At 66.4% G+C, this 13,803-nt stretch carries 14 protein-coding genes; 3 read left to right on the top strand and 11 right to left on the bottom strand.

What is annotated here, in order from left to right:
- Positions 1-15: 15 nt before the first annotated feature.
- The 3 genes from U1839_RS16765 to purS all read right to left on the bottom strand — a co-directional run bounded on the left by U1839_RS16765 (position 16) and on the right by purS (position 2,826).
- Entirely contained in the window at positions 16-1,560 is a 1,545-nt protein-coding gene (locus U1839_RS16765) for a ferritin-like domain-containing protein (protein WP_332804731.1), read from the bottom strand.
- 370 nt (positions 1,561-1,930) lie between these two features.
- Positions 1,931-2,599, bottom strand: coding sequence for a phosphoribosylformylglycinamidine synthase subunit PurQ (gene purQ / locus U1839_RS16760; protein ID WP_332804730.1), 669 nt, complete (start codon positions 2,597-2,599; stop codon positions 1,931-1,933).
- Positions 2,596-2,826 (bottom strand): phosphoribosylformylglycinamidine synthase subunit PurS, encoded by a 231-nt coding sequence (gene purS, locus U1839_RS16755; RefSeq protein ID WP_281125167.1) that lies wholly within the window; start codon positions 2,824-2,826, stop codon positions 2,596-2,598. The genes purQ and purS overlap by 4 nt, the downstream gene beginning before the upstream one ends.
- Before the next feature lie 64 nt (positions 2,827-2,890).
- Here purS and U1839_RS16750 point away from each other — a divergent pair, with 64 nt between their 5' ends.
- From U1839_RS16750 to U1839_RS16740, 3 genes are all read left to right on the top strand, one after another.
- Entirely contained in the window at positions 2,891-3,121 is a 231-nt protein-coding gene (locus U1839_RS16750) for a hypothetical protein (protein WP_332804729.1), read from the top strand.
- 69 nt (positions 3,122-3,190) lie between these two features.
- Positions 3,191-4,162 (top strand): acyltransferase family protein, encoded by a 972-nt coding sequence (locus U1839_RS16745; RefSeq protein ID WP_332804728.1) that lies wholly within the window; start codon positions 3,191-3,193, stop codon positions 4,160-4,162.
- Between the two features lie 283 nt (positions 4,163-4,445).
- The gene (locus U1839_RS16740; protein ID WP_281125470.1) at positions 4,446-5,081 is read left to right on the top strand and encodes a Bax inhibitor-1/YccA family protein; all 636 of its coding nucleotides are present in this window, start codon (positions 4,446-4,448) and stop codon (positions 5,079-5,081) included.
- A gap of 36 nt (positions 5,082-5,117) precedes the next feature.
- Here the strand turns inward: U1839_RS16740 and U1839_RS16735 are convergent, their stop codons facing one another.
- From U1839_RS16735 to U1839_RS16700, 8 genes are all read right to left on the bottom strand, one after another.
- Complete coding sequence (locus tag U1839_RS16735; RefSeq protein ID WP_332804727.1) at positions 5,118-6,479, bottom strand: surface lipoprotein assembly modifier; 1,362 nt, start codon at positions 6,477-6,479, stop codon at positions 5,118-5,120.
- Entirely contained in the window at positions 6,479-7,684 is a 1,206-nt protein-coding gene (locus tag U1839_RS16730) for a transferrin-binding protein-like solute binding protein (RefSeq protein ID WP_332804726.1), read from the bottom strand. Before U1839_RS16730 ends, U1839_RS16735 begins: the two co-directional genes overlap by 1 nt.
- 132 nt (positions 7,685-7,816) lie before the next feature.
- Positions 7,817-8,596 carry a phosphoribosylaminoimidazolesuccinocarboxamide synthase gene (gene purC / locus U1839_RS16725; protein WP_281125160.1) on the bottom strand — a complete coding sequence of 260 codons (780 nt, stop codon included), beginning with the start codon at positions 8,594-8,596 and terminating at the stop codon, positions 7,817-7,819.
- Between the two features lie 105 nt (positions 8,597-8,701).
- Complete coding sequence (locus tag U1839_RS16720) at positions 8,702-9,562, bottom strand: hypothetical protein (RefSeq protein ID WP_332804725.1); 861 nt, start codon at positions 9,560-9,562, stop codon at positions 8,702-8,704.
- Positions 9,563-9,627: 65 nt separating this feature from the next.
- A complete protein-coding gene (locus U1839_RS16715; protein ID WP_332804724.1) occupies positions 9,628-10,602 on the bottom strand; it encodes a DUF4349 domain-containing protein in 975 nt (324 codons plus the stop codon).
- Positions 10,603-10,709: 107 nt separating this feature from the next.
- Positions 10,710-11,600 carry a hypothetical protein gene (locus U1839_RS16710; protein ID WP_332804723.1) on the bottom strand — a complete coding sequence of 297 codons (891 nt, stop codon included), beginning with the start codon at positions 11,598-11,600 and terminating at the stop codon, positions 10,710-10,712.
- 54 nt (positions 11,601-11,654) lie between these two features.
- A complete protein-coding gene (gene kynU / locus U1839_RS16705) occupies positions 11,655-12,869 on the bottom strand; it encodes a kynureninase (RefSeq protein WP_332804722.1) in 1,215 nt (404 codons plus the stop codon).
- A 4-nt stretch (positions 12,870-12,873) separates the two neighbouring features.
- Entirely contained in the window at positions 12,874-13,773 is a 900-nt protein-coding gene (locus tag U1839_RS16700) for an alpha/beta hydrolase family protein (protein ID WP_332804721.1), read from the bottom strand.
- Positions 13,774-13,803 lie beyond the last annotated feature (30 nt).

Here is a 13,803-nt window from a genome sequence, read left to right as displayed (position 1 = left end):
CGAGAATCACGTGGCTCAATCGCGCCAATAGGGTGCGACGTCGGGCAGATGCGCCGCGTCGCCGGCGCCGCTGTTGGGCTGGGGCGTTGCCACGCCGATATAATATTTGACGTTGCCGAGCACGCTGACCAGCGGGTCGTCGGGTTTGAGCTTCTTGAGGATCTTGTCGGCCGCGTCGATTGCCCGTGTGCCGATCTTGGTCAGCGCCGCGAACGATGTCTTGCGCGGGCCGAGATCGAGATCCTCGAACAGCGGCCCCATGAAGGTCCCGCCGCCGAGCGGGATCTGGCGGATCGTGCGGATATATTTGTCGAGCACCCAGATCATCGAGCGATGCAGGCCCTCGTTGAAGAAGCGCTTCTGCTGCTGCGGCGGAACGCGGTAGATCGTCTCGCTCATGATCAGCATATATTGAAAGCACGCACTGCAAAATTCTGCGATCGCACGATATTCTGCTGGATATCCGCCGCTGGTCGGATTGTCGGGAAAGGCGATGATCAGGCCCGCGGCATTTAGTTCGGCCTGGCTGATCGTCGGCAACAGGGGCGCGGGCGGGGGCGGTTCGAGCGGCAGCGACTCGGTAGTGGTCGCATAAGCCGCGTAATGCGCCTGGAGATTGAGGAACTTCACATAATGCGACTGCTCGCCCTTTGACGGGTCGTCGTCATTCTCTGGGCCGAGATAGGGCACCGGATAACCCTCGCCCTGGTCGCAGATCGTATCGATCGCGCACGCCGCGTCGGCGATCGACGCGACGCTGATCAGTTCGGCATGGCCGGCATGGCTGTCGCCCTGGTCGGGATAATGCGCGGCTTCTGCCGCGGAAGGATATCCGTCCGCCGTGGTCCATGCCGAGGCAGGGCCGGGTGGTGCCGGCTTCCACGGATCGAACTTGCCCGAGGGATAGATCGTGTCGACGTTGTTCGGCGAGTAATTGTACGGCTGGATCGCCATCGCCGCCGCGCCCTGCTGGAAGTCGGCGTCGGTCAGGAACTTGGTGTGGATGAGGCAGCGGATATAGGAATAGAATTGCCCGATCGTCTGCCAGTTGCGGTCCTGTGGCGGGGCCGACCATTGCTCGGGATATTCGATCTGCAGGAAATGCCACAGCTGCTCGAAGCTCAGTTTGGCGAGCGGAATCAGCACCGCGGTCTCGCCGTTCGGTCCCTTGGGGCCTTGCGGATTGTGATAGGGCAGGCCGGTCGGATATTTCTTGGGCGCGTGGCGATAGATTTGCGGCGCGACGCCCATCGCGAACAGAATGTTCGACGAGAGCGACATGTGCAGCATTTCCTCGACCGCGACGCTCATGATCACGCCGCCGGCCTTGTTGGCAAAGGCCTGGGCACGGTCGATCGCCTCTCCGCTCGTCGCGTTCCGCTGGATCGAATAATAGCTGTAAAGGTAGATCGGGATCGTCGCGAGCTCGATCTCGATCGCGGTCTGCAGATTGGCCTTGAGTTCCTTAAGGATGGTCGCGCGATCGCTGCTGGCGTCGAGCTGCGCGACGAGCGCCTGCTCCGCGGGCGTCAGGCGTGTGACCGGATCTGATCGGTTCATCGGTGAGGACTCTCGCTATCGGGCGGATATCGGGGATGGTGCGGCGGCGACGCCGCGTCCGGCGGGAGAACGGCGCGGCGAAGCCTGGTTGCACGCGACATTGTGCGGGCGCTCGCCATGGGTGACAAGCGGCGCGCCGAGCCTGGTCGAAGATTGTGCCAAATCCGCTCCCCCGCATGCTGCAATGGTCGCCGCGCGAACCCATGCGGCCGAACGACGAACCCCCTTCGTCACACCCTGCCATGCGGCAATTTCCGGATGTTACGCCGATCATATGCGCGCGTCGCGACCGTGCAAAGCACAACAGAATCCGGATCGGATCGATTACATATTTGCGACGGCGGCGAGGTCGTCGCAGCGACGATCGGGGTTACGCGGCGATCGTCTCGAACAGGCCTTCGAACAGCCGCAAGCCATCGGTCCCGCCATGCGCCGCCTCGATGCGGCGCTCGGGATGCGGCATCATGCCGAGCACATTGCCGGCCGCGTTGAGCACGCCGGCAATCTGCCGCGCCGAGCCGTTGACCTCCTCGGCATAACGCAGCGCGACGCGGCCTTCACCCTCGATGCGGTCGAGCGTTTCGGCGTCGGCGCTGAAATTGCCGTCATGATGCGCGACCGGCAGGCTGATCGCCTCGCCCTGGGCATAGCGCGCGGTGAAGATCGACTGCGCGTTGCTCACGCTCAGCGCGACGTTGCGACACACGAAGTTCAACCCGGCATTGCGCATCAGCGCGCCCGGCAGCAGCCCCGCCTCGGTCAGCACCTGGAAGCCGTTGCAGACGCCAAGCACCGGCACGCCGCGCCCGGCCGCTTCGACCACCGCACGCATGATCGGCGACCGCGCCGCCATCGCGCCCGAGCGCAGATAGTCGCCATAGGAAAAGCCGCCGGGCAGGGCGATCAGGCCGAGTCCGTCGGGCAAGCTACTCTCGCCGTGCCATACCATGGTCGGGGCGGTGCCGGTGACGTGGCGCAGCGCCACCGCCAGATCGCGATCGCAGTTCGACCCCGGAAAGACGATGACGGCGGTCTTCATGCGCGTTCCACCCGGTAATTTTCGATCACGGTATTGGCGAGCAATTGCCGGCACATCGCGTCGATCGTCGCGTCGTCGGTATCGTCGGCGACATCGAGTTCGATCAGCTTGCCGGCGCGGACGTCGTTGACGCCGCCAAAGCCGAGTCCACCCAGTGCCTTGTGGATTGCCTTGCCTTGCGGATCGAGCACGCCCGGCTTGAGCGTGACGACGATACGAAGCTTCATGGCCGATTCCCCGGTTGCGCGGTGGCGGACGCTATGGCGAGGCCGCGCGCGCGGGGCAAGCTTCATGCAAAATTTACGTTTGCGGATCAGCCTCGCCACTGCCGCCAGGCGATCGGGTGCGGGCGGGCGTATCGGAGTATGGGGCATGGCCGGGCTGGCAATGATCATGTTCATCGCGCTGTTCGCGTTCGGCGGGCAATATTTCGGCTGGAGCGATCCGCAAGGCTGGGTGCAGCTTTCGCTGGTCAGCGCGTTCGTCTTCGGCATCATCTGCGGGTTTCGTGTCAAAGGCTGACAAGACGCCACGCTGGTGACGCTTCGTGAACCGCTCGCGCGTAAGGTGCGCGGCGAACGGGAGGACGTCGTGAATTTTGCCGAGCCGATCGAAAGCGCGCCGGCTGGCACGACGAGCGCCCGTGCGATCGGACCGGTGCCGCAGGCGTACGACGCCCGGCATCGCTTCCTTGCCGCCGACGCGCTGCGCGGTATCGCCGCGCTGATCGTGCTGCTCTACCATCTCGAGGCGGCAGTGCATGGGCCGGGCTGGTTCGCGCGCGGTTACCTCGCGGTCGATTTCTTTTTCATGCTCAGCGGCTTCGTCATGGCGCATTGTTATGACGGGCGCTGGTCGCGCTCGTTCGGGACGGGCCGCTTTCTGCGTGCGCGGATCCGGCGGCTGTGGCCGACCATGGCGGGGGGAATCCTGGCCGGCGCCACGCTGGCGCTGGCCAGCGGTGCTACCGTCGGCGCAACGCTGGGCCTGACCCTGCGCGCCATGGCGTTTGTGCCACTGGCCGGCGCGCGCGACGGGCTTTTCCCGCTCGACGGCGTGCAATGGTCGCTGTTTTTCGAACTGATCGCCAACCTCGCCCATGCCGTTATCCTCCACCGGTTGAGCGACCGTCGTCTCGCCATCGTCACCGCGCTGTTCGCCGCGTCGCTGTTCGCGATCGCTTATGTCGCCGGCGATCTCTCGGTCGGCGATGCGGGGCCGGCATGGATCGGAGGTTTCTTCCGTGTCGGCTTCGCTTATCCCGCGGGGATGTTGCTCCATCGCTTGTGGCGCCGCCGTGCCGCAACCGCGCCGACCAATCCGCTGCTGGTGCTGGCGGCGCTGCCGGTAGCGCTGATCGGCTGCTCGGCCAGTCGGTGGTGGGCGACCGACCCGCTGCTCGTGGTGACGGTGGTGCCTATGATCATCTGGCTGGCGCTCTCGGCCAATCTGCCCGCGCGACTCGCAATGGCCGCGACGGCGGCAGGGCGCGTTTCCTATCCGCTCTATGCCCTGCACCGGCCACTGATCGGCCTCGCGCTGCTGATGCGTCTGGCGGCATAGCGCCCGGCGCGGCGAGGCTCTTGAAATGAACGACCGCGCCGACGATATTGCGTGTGCGGGCCGGGCCCCTCTGGCGGCCGGATTTTTCCGGACGTGATGTCGGACCGCATCGAGCATGCTCGGTGCCGTCAGGGGACATCCAACCACCCTTGATGACCGCAGCGAGACTGCTCGATCCCTGAGCCATTCATGGATTGAGGATATTGTCGTGAACCAGCCCTTCACCTCTCCGGCACGGCCGCGGGCCACCTGCGTCGCCTATGACGCGGGTCTCCGGGCCTATATGCTGGGCATTTATCGCCACATGGGCTTCGGCCTGATCATCACGGGTATCGTCGCCGCGCTGGTCGCGGGCACGCCCGCGCTCACCGCGTTGATCTTCGGCACGCCGCTCAAATGGGTCGCGATGTTCGCGCCGCTTGCCTTCGTGTTCTTCTTCACCTTCCGCATCGATCGAATGACCGATGCCGGCGCGCGCGCCGCTTTTTACGGTTTCGCCGCCGTGATGGGCGTGTCGATGGCCAGCATCTTTCTCGTCTTCACCGGTGCCAGCATTGCCCAGGCCTTCTTCGTCGCCGCATCGATGTTTCTCGGGATGAGCCTGTGGGGCTACACCACCGGGCGCGACCTCTCGAAAATGGGGTCGTTCCTGATGATGGGGCTGATCGGCATCATCGTCGCCAGCGTGGTCAACCTGTTCCTCGCCTCTTCGGCGTTCAACCTGGCGATCTCGATCGTCGGCGTGGCAATCTTCGTCGGCCTGACGGCATGGGACACGCAGCGCATGAAGGCGGAATATGCCGTCTATGGCGGCACCGAGGCAGCGGCGAAGCTGCAGGTGATGGGCGCGCTGTCGCTCTACCTCAACTTCGTCAACCTGTTTCAGATGCTGCTCAGCATCTTCGGTGATCGGCGCTGAACGGGGCAGGGCTCGCCGTCCGGCGGGCCCTGTTCGTCAGAAATAGCGTGCCAGCGCGAAGCGGAAGCGGGTGCGCTGCGTCGTGTAATAGGTGATCGAAGAGGCGTTGCGCGCATAGGTGACGCTGAAGCTGGGCGAGAAGCCCCATAGCCTGATCGCGCGGTTGCCCAGCGTCAGGCGCGCATTGTAGCGCCAGTCGCGGCGCGGATCGAGCGAGAAGAAGAACGACGCTGCATCATATTTGGCGTGCGACACCCCGGCGCTGACGCCGAAATTGAACCCCTTGGGCAATTCGCCGCCGAGCCCGATTACGCCGCCGATCTCGCTATTGGCATAGGCCGGGTCGGCCAGCGCATCGCGCCGCACGAACAGATTGGCCGAGGCGATCATCGAGCGCGCCACGACACGCTCATAGGTGGCGTAGCCGCCGATCTGCCAGCCGTCATAGCCATGGTCGAAAAAGGCCCTTGTGTGCCGCGCATCGACCTGGAAGCCGAGCCGCTGGCTGTCGCTGAGATTATACTCCGCGCCGCCCTTGATGCCGACCTGACGGCTGATCACGCTGCCGCCATAATCGCGCTGGCCCACCACGCCCTCGGCGCGCAGGCGGAGCTTTTCCGACAGCTTGAGCTCGGGGCCCACCGCCAGCTCGGCCGACACGTCGTTATAGGCGCTGGCCTTGTAGAGGGTGCCCCCGGCGTTGAAATCGACCAGTAGGGCGGTGTTCTTGGCGATCGGCAGGCGTAGCCCCGAATCGATCGTCGCGTTGATGCCGACGCCCGATTTGGCCTGGGCATTGGCACCCAGCGTCAGGGGGATCGGCTGGGTACCGAACAGGACGGTGATGCTGTCGGCGCCGGTCGCGTTGTTGATATTGGTGTCGGGCGCGATGCCGAGCGCGAGGTCGAGCGTCCAGGCGCGCTTCGAGCGAATGATGTTGCGCACCGAACGGATCGTGCGGGTGATTTCGGGCGGCAGGTCGGGTGCCTGGGCGGCAAGGCGAAACTGATGGTCGGCCTTTTGCGTCTTGCCCATCGACAAGAGCGTGCGCGCCAGCTCGAGCCGGACCCGCGTCTGTTTGGGGTCGTCGACCAGGATCGCGCGGAAGATCGCCTCGGCGTGGTGATAGTCGCCGGTCTGCTCGGCGACATAGCCGGTGAGGAACTGCGATTCGAAATGGAGCGAGGGCACCGCAGCGAGCGCGGCGATCAGCGGGCGGGCCTCGTCGAAGCGCTTGGCGAGAACCAGCTTCTGGGCCTCGTCGAGCACCTGGTCGGCGGTCAGCCGCGCCTTGCAGGTCTGCGCGACGCACTGGTCGAGGATCGAGTCGGCCGTTGCCGGACCGGCCGTCAGGAGCAGTGCGGACAGCGCCAGCAGCGCTGCCAGCAGCCGCTGCATTATTTCTTGCCCGTCAGGACACCGAGGATGTCGATGCGCTGGTCGGGCGTGCCGCCGACGATGCGATAGCCCGCGCCGATCTCTTCGCCATTGGGGCCGTAAAAGCCGCCGTCGATGCTCGATCCGGCGATCACGACGTTGAAAGTGCTCATCCCCGGCCGCACGAAGCTGGCATCGGCGAAGCTGCCGGTAAAGCCGCCTTTGCCGACCAGATCGATCGTGCTGTTGGCGTGCGCGGTGAAGGTCGAGCCGGCGGGGAGTGACACGGTGCCGTTGGTATAAGCGTCGAATACCGGCGCCGAGACCGTGCCGGTCAGCGTCGTCGCGACGGTCTTCTTGCCGAAATCGACCGTGCTGGTCTGCGTGCCGCTGATCCACTGCATGTAGGTCGGCGTGTTCGGTGCGCTGTCGAGCAGCGGGTTGAACACCACCGTCGCCAGCATGTCGCCGGTATAGGTGCCGGTGCCGCTGGTTGGCACCGCGCTGTTGTTGGTCGTCTCGCCATAGACGAACAGCGCGCGATCGAGCGAATAGGCGTTGCGCAGATAGGGCGTCGACGATCCGGCATCGGTCGCCTGGGTGACGCTCAGCGTGTTGCGGACATAGCCGGCATAGGTGACATATTTGGTCGTCGTGCCGGGCTTCTGGTAGAAAAAGGTCTGCGTGGTCGAGGTATAGCCCTGGTCGCCGACGCGATAGGTCGAGGCGCCGGCATAGGTCGCCAGCAGGTTGCCCGAACTGCTCCCCGACTGGAGATACTGGATCCCCTTGTCGGTCGGCAGGTTGAGATTGGGCACGCCGCCCTGCGGCTGGAGCGCGCCGCCGAAATCGGTGCGGTGCGCCGGATCCTGAAAGCGGTCGCCGCCGACCGTGACGTTCGCCTTGGTGCGCTGGATCGTCAGGTCGAAGATCGCGTCGCGCGGGTTGTAGGTCACCGAGATGCCGCTGTCGCGCACCGTGTTCGCGTCGCCGGCATAGAGCTGACCGCCCTGGCCGCTGCTGTCGGAGCGCGTATAATATTCGTAATGCTGCGCCACGCCGAGGCCGCTATAGGTCTTGACCTCGGTCGGCGCCACGAAGGTACCCGTCGTGGTCGTCGTCCCCGCTCCGGTGCCGGTCGCGCTGCCGCCGACGGTCTGGACCCCGGCGCCGCCGCCGCATGCGGTCAGCATGGCGGCCGAGGCGAGAAGAAGATAATTACGCATGACGTGTCGCTGCCCCCAAGAGCTTGATCTCGGGCACCGTTGGTAAGCGGATAGGGTTAACGAGCCGCTAAGACGTGGCCGATTTCGCGGTGGAGGTCAGTTCGCCGCAGCGCCGGCTCCGCCGGCGCCGCTTTACTTTCCGCGGCGTTTGCGATGGCTCTCCAGGTCGAGAACGGCGCTGTCCGCACCTTCGGGCAAAAGGCCAAGACGCCGTGCAACCTCTTGATAAGCCTCGACTTCGCCGCCGAGATCACGACGGAACCGGTCCTTGTCGAGCTTTTCGTTGGTTTCCATGTCCCACAGCCGGCACCCATCGGGGCTGATCTCGTCGGCGAGAATCACCCGGCCATAGTCATTGTCCCAGATGCGACCGAATTCGAGCTTGAAGTCGACCAGCCGGATGCCGATCCCGGCGAACAGCCCGCACAGGAAATCGTTCACGCGGATCGCCAGGTCGGCGATGTCGTGCATCTCCTCCTGGCTGGCCCAGCCGAACGCGGCGATATGCTCGTCGGTGATCATCGGATCGCCGAGCGCATCGTCCTTGTAATAATATTCGATGATCGTGCGCGGCAGCTGGGTGCCTTCCTCGATCCCGAGGCGCGTCGACAGCGAGCCGGCGGCGACGTTGCGGATCACCACCTCGACCGGAATGATCTCAACCTGGCGAATAAGTTGCTCGCGCATGTTGAGACGGCGTATGAAGTGCGTCGGCACCCCGATCATGCCGAGCAGCGTGAAGATATGCTCGGAGATGCGGTTGTTGAGCACGCCCTTGCCGCTGATCGTGCCCTTCTTCTGGGCGTTGAACGCGGTGGCATCGTCCTTGAAATACTGGATCAGCGTCCCGGGCTCCGGACCCTCGTACAGGATCTTGGCCTTGCCTTCGTAAATCTGCCGGCGGCGAGCCATGCTGGCATTACCCCTGAAATGATCTGCCCCGGCGGCGCGGGGCGGACCGCGCAAACGCCGGGGCTTGGTTCGGGGCGCTATATCGGAAGGCGCGCGGGGGCGCAATCAGGCGCTGGGGATGGATTCGGTTTCTCGCGCGACCGGACGCCGCCGTTTCGGGCCGTATCGCCGCCAGCCGAGCCAGACGAGCAGCAGCACCAGTCCAGGCGGGCCAAGCACGGCGATCGCGCTGAGCAGGACGGTGAAGGTCGTCTCGGCCGAGCCGATGAGCAGCGCGAGCGAGCTCTTGAGCGGCGCGCTGGCGTCGAAGCCCTGCACCGCAGCACCGGCCCTGTATTCGAGCTCGAGCGGCGTGGTGGCGAGACTCGCACGGGCCTGGGCGGCGGTGTCGATCGCGGCATCGGCGTTGCGCGCGGCGTCGGCGCGCTGTTGCTGGAGCGCGATACGTTCGCTGTCCTTGAGACCTTTCCTGGCCAACTCACCGTCGAGGCGCGAAACTTCGCTATGCGCGCGTGCACGATCGCCCTCCGTCGTGGTGATCGCGCTGGCCGCATCGGTGCCGGTGATGTCGGCCTCGGTCAGCGTGCCCTCGGCCGCCTGGGCGATGGCGATCGCGTTCTTGCCGAACTCGCGCGCGATCGTCGGATCGAGCTTGAGCGACAGCATCGCCGCGACATTATTCTCGCCGAGCAGCTGATATTTCATGCCGGTGATCCGGCAGCGCGCGATGCCGAGCTTCTCGCATGCCTGGGCATGCGCCTCCTGGGTGGCGGCGATTCGCGCCGCGGCGAGGCTGAAGGCGTAGTGATAGCTGAACGCGACGCCCGGTGCGGCGGTCACCGCGATGCCGGCGGGGGCAGCGACGTCGCTCTCGACAGACCGCTGCGGCGCATCATTGTCGGGTGGTGCGGACTTGCTGCAGGCAGCGAGCGCAAACAACGGCAGGACATAGACGAACTTGTTCATCGCAAGACCTCTCCCTAGCTGAGAAGGTGGATGATACTCTATAATGCCTATCTGTATAGTGGGAATTAAATAGCCGGGATTTGCTGTTCGCGCGCATGCGTCCCGCTTGCCCAGCGGCGCGCGATCCGACGCCACAGGAACCAGCCTAGCGCCCCGAGAACCAGCCAGGGCGCGAGGAAGATCGCGATCCGTACGAGCGCGCCGAACAAGGTGACGACAAGCGCGACGGAACCCGCGACCGAATCACCGATCGTGTTGCTAACCGGCACGGGCTGCGGCGCGACCGCGCCATAATGTATGTCGATCGTCGACATGGCGACGCGCGCTTGCAGTTCGCCGAGCCAGCCCCGCGCCTGGTCGATCTCCTCCTGCGCGGCGGCGACGCTGCGCTCGGCCTCGACCAGCTCGCCAACCTTGCCGCTGTGCGTGCGCAGCACCTCGGTCAGGCGCGCGACGAGCAGTTCGCGCTGGCGCAGCCGTGCAGCGGTGTCGACCATGTCCTTCGACACGTCCTCCGCGGCGATCGCGCGGCTGTCGGCATGGCCGCCGGCGCGGCCGATCGCATCCTGCAGGGTATCGCTGAAGCGCCGCGCCACGGCGCTATCGACGCGCAGCGTGAGCGACCCTTGCGCCGGCTCGTCGCCGCCGGCCTTGCTTTGCATCGCCAGCACTTGGCAGCGCGCCGGGCCAAGCCTGTCACATAGCGCGACATGGGCGTGCTGCGCCGCCGGGATCGCCGCGCCGGGCAAGGTGAAAACATAGTCGTATTTGTAGGCGACGCGCGGTACCGCGACCGCGATCGGCTCGGCTGCGCCTGCGGCGGCGCGAGCGCCTTCCGGCATGTCGGCAACGGGCGTGTCCGGCGCAGCTTCCTGCACGGCGACCGACCGCAGCGTCGTCGTCGCCGGAACCTCGAACGCCTCAAGCTTTTGCGTGACGGCACGGTGACCGGGGCCATTGGATACGGCCAGGGTGACACATACGCCAATGGTCAACAGCGCGGCGAGCACGATGCTCGCGATCCTGATCGTTCGGCCCATCGCAACACCCTCCTGTCAATACGATGTTATACCATCACATCAAACGAGAGACGTCAAGCGCCGCGCGGTTTGTCGGTCTTCAGGAAGGAAAGTCCCGGCGTCAGGCGTCAGTCGACCTGCTCGGATTCGTTCTGATGCTCGCGGCCGAACCAGCGCTGCACCACGTTGCGGCCCTCGGCCGATTCCTGTGGTGCCGGCGGCAGCACGGGTGCGGCGGTGGCGTCCTCGCGCCCCTGGAACAACCAGCGCAGCCCCAGCGCGCCGCTGATCAGCAGCAATGCCCAGGGGCCGACACCCGCCAGAACCACCAGCAATCCGGCAAGTGACGTAATGAAGGTAGCCCCGGCGGTTTCGAAGCTCGCATCGGCCGCCGCGCCGACGCCGGGAATGCTGCCGCCCGAGGCGTAGCTCAGCATCATCGGCGTGGTGGCCAGCCCGCCGCCGCCCTGATCGAGTTCGCCGACCACCGCGATCGAGGTACGCAGACGCTCGGCGCGCGCCGCCAGCGTGGCGTCGCCGGGATGGGCGCGCGCTTGCGATTCGGCATTGGCCAGCGCGTCGCGCAAATGGCCCAGCACCGCGCCGCTGCGACCGGCGGCATTGGCGTCGGCGCCGGCGACATCGGCCTTGAGCAGCGCGCCGCCCGAGGCGGTGACCGTGGCACTGGCTGCCCGGGCGAAGGGGCGGGCGAGCGCCGGGTCGATGCGCAGCGTCATCTGCGCAGTGACGTTGTTCTGGTCGTCGCGGTTATAGCGCACCGCGATGATGCGGCAGCGCGCCGGGCCGAGCTGGTCGCAGCCCTTGGCATGGCTCTCCTGCACCGCCTCGATATGGCTGGAGGGGAGGCGATAGGCATAGCGATAGTCATAGGCGGCGGGCTGATCGGGGGCGCTCGCCGTCCGATCGGCTGGCGGTGCGGCGCCCGACGGATTGGCGGCGCCGTCGCACCCCGCGAGCAGCAGCAACGGCAGGCAGGTCGCCAGAAAGCGCATCGACATTCCCCCAGGTTCGCCCGGTTATAGCCGAGGTGGAAACATGGTTAAATCCCGCGATCAGGTGACGGCGTGCCGTTTCGAGAATGAAGGATCGCGGTGCGCGCCGTCGGCGAGAATCGCGCGCAGGATATCGCCCGCACGCCAAATTTCCTCATGCCCGAGATAGAGCGGCGTCAGGCCGAAGCGCAGGATGTCGGGGTCGCGGAAATCGCCGATCACGCCGCGCGCGATCAGCGCCTGGCACAGCGCATAGGCTTCGGGATGGCGGAAGCTGATATGGCTGCCGCGCCGCGCCGGATCGCGCGGCGAGACGCAGGCCAGGCCGAGTCCGGTGCCGATCGCGTACATCTGGTCGAACAGCGCCACGCTCTTGGCGTGGACTTGGGCGATATCGATCTCGTCCCACAGGTCCAGCGCCGCCTCGAGCGCAGCCATGCCGAGGATCGGCGGGGTGCCGGTGAGCCAGCGCGTCATGCCCGGCGCGGGGGCGTAGCTATCGGTGAAGGCAAAGGGGGCGGCGTGGCCCATCCATCCTGACAAAGGGTTTGCGAGCATTTCCTGCCACCGTGTGTGAACATGCAGCCACGCCGGGGCGCCGGGGCCGCCATTGAGGAACTTGTAGCCGCAGCCGACCGCGAGATCGGCATCGGCACCGTTGAGATCGATCGGCACCGCGCCCGCGCTGTGGCTGAGGTCCCACAGTATCAGCGCCCCGGCGTCATGCGCGCGCGCCGTCCAGGTTGCCATGTCGAAGCGTTCCGCGGTCTTGTAATGGACATGGGTCAGCAGCAGCAGCGCGACATCGCCGCCGAGCGCGCCCGCCAGCGCATCGCGCGGCACGGCGCGCAGGCTGGCACCGGGCACGCAGCCGACCGCGCCCTCGGCGATATGCAGGTCGGTCGGGAAATTGCCCTGTTCGCTGACCACCACGGTGCGCGCGGGATCGCGGCGCAGCGCGGCGACGATCAGTTTGAACAGATTGGCCGAGGTCGAATCGGCGACGATCACCTCGTCGGGCCGCGTGCCGATCAACGGCGCGATCTTCGCACCGAGGCGCTGCGGCGCGTCGATCCAGCCCTCGTTCCACGAACGGATCAGGCGCTCGCCCCATTGCCGATCGACCGCATCGGCGATCGCGGCGCTGGTGGCGCGGGGCAGGGCGCCCAGCGAATTGCCGTCGAGATAGATCACGCCGTCGGGCAGCGCGAAGCGATCGCGCAGGCGGCGCAGCGGGTCGGCGGCATCCTGTGCGCGGGCCCCATCCAGCGTCATGACGTCATTTCCGGGCAAAGGCTTGTCCGATCAACTCTTTCGTCGCGGCCCAGGCGGCGGTTTCGGGGGCGACCAGTTCGACATGGCCCGTCGCCGGCACGAAGCGGATGTTGACCGCGTCGCCGACAAGCTGTGCCCGCGCGACATAGCCGGTGCCGTGGTGCGGCGGGATGATGCTGTCCTGCGCGCCGTTGACGAGATCCTGCGGCACGCCGAGCGGCAACAGGCGCGGCACCGAGGTATCGGCATAGACATCGCGGTGCGCTGGCAGCGGCGGGCCGACGAGGCGCGCGATGACCTCGGTGCCGCAGCCCTGTTTGGGATCGGCGGCGGCAGCCTCGAGATCGGGCAAGCCGCCAAGGCTGACGACATGGGCGATCAGCAGCGGATGCACGCCGCGCAGCGGGTTGCTCGCCGGCAGCTTGTGGCGTGCCGCCAGCCACAGCGCGAGATGGCCGCCGGCGCTGTGCCCGACCGCGACGATGCGCGACGTATCGAGATGGAAGCGCGTCGCATTGCTCGCCAGCGCATCGGCCGCCGCGGCGACATCGGCAAAGGTGCCGGGATAGCCGCCGCCGGGCCGGTCGACGCCGCGATATTCGATGTTCCATACCGCATAGCCGGCATGGCGCAGGTCGTCGGCGACCCAGTTCATCAGGTCGCGCGTGGCGATGTCGGTGGTCCAGCAGCCGCCATGGACCATCAGCACGGTCTTGAACGGCCCGGCGGCCTTGGGCAGCCACACATCGACCTGCTGCAGCGCGTCGCCACCATAGGACAGGGTCGCGTCGGGCGCGGGTCGCGGGCGGCCGAGCAGGTCGCCCCAGTCGAGCAGCGCAGGCGGGTCGTTCGGCATCGTGCCGATCGTCATGGCGCCAAAAGCGAGGAAGGCAAGACGGAGCATCGTGTTCCGCCTATCGCGCGCCGCCACAAA

The sequence above is a fragment of the Parasphingomonas halimpatiens genome, assembly GCF_036663795.1.
Taxonomy (GTDB): Bacteria; Pseudomonadota; Alphaproteobacteria; order Sphingomonadales; family Sphingomonadaceae; genus Sphingomonas.
This window is presented reverse-complemented; position numbering and strand designations above follow the sequence as displayed.

What these genes read in the sequence shown, in the direction of transcription:
- U1839_RS16750 (WP_332804729.1), top strand. Translation starts at nt 2,891, where the DNA reads ATGCAAAATTTACGTTTGCGGATCAGCCTCGCCACTGCCGCCAGGCGA.
- U1839_RS16700 (WP_332804721.1), bottom strand. Translation starts at nt 13,773, where the DNA reads ATGCTCCGTCTTGCCTTCCTCGCTTTTGGCGCCATGACGATCGGCACG.
- purQ (WP_332804730.1), bottom strand. Translation starts at nt 2,599, where the DNA reads ATGAAGACCGCCGTCATCGTCTTTCCGGGGTCGAACTGCGATCGCGAT.
- U1839_RS16740 (WP_281125470.1), top strand. Translation starts at nt 4,446, where the DNA reads ATGCTGGGCATTTATCGCCACATGGGCTTCGGCCTGATCATCACGGGT.
- U1839_RS16730 (WP_332804726.1), bottom strand. Translation starts at nt 7,684, where the DNA reads ATGCGTAATTATCTTCTTCTCGCCTCGGCCGCCATGCTGACCGCATGC.
- U1839_RS16715 (WP_332804724.1), bottom strand. Translation starts at nt 10,602, where the DNA reads ATGGGCCGAACGATCAGGATCGCGAGCATCGTGCTCGCCGCGCTGTTG.
- U1839_RS16720 (WP_332804725.1), bottom strand. Translation starts at nt 9,562, where the DNA reads ATGAACAAGTTCGTCTATGTCCTGCCGTTGTTTGCGCTCGCTGCCTGC.
- purC (WP_281125160.1), bottom strand. Translation starts at nt 8,596, where the DNA reads ATGGCTCGCCGCCGGCAGATTTACGAAGGCAAGGCCAAGATCCTGTAC.
- U1839_RS16765 (WP_332804731.1), bottom strand. Translation starts at nt 1,560, where the DNA reads ATGAACCGATCAGATCCGGTCACACGCCTGACGCCCGCGGAGCAGGCG.
- U1839_RS16710 (WP_332804723.1), bottom strand. Translation starts at nt 11,600, where the DNA reads ATGTCGATGCGCTTTCTGGCGACCTGCCTGCCGTTGCTGCTGCTCGCG.
- purS (WP_281125167.1), bottom strand. Translation starts at nt 2,826, where the DNA reads ATGAAGCTTCGTATCGTCGTCACGCTCAAGCCGGGCGTGCTCGATCCG.
- U1839_RS16735 (WP_332804727.1), bottom strand. Translation starts at nt 6,479, where the DNA reads ATGCAGCGGCTGCTGGCAGCGCTGCTGGCGCTGTCCGCACTGCTCCTG.
- kynU (WP_332804722.1), bottom strand. Translation starts at nt 12,869, where the DNA reads ATGACGCTGGATGGGGCCCGCGCACAGGATGCCGCCGACCCGCTGCGC.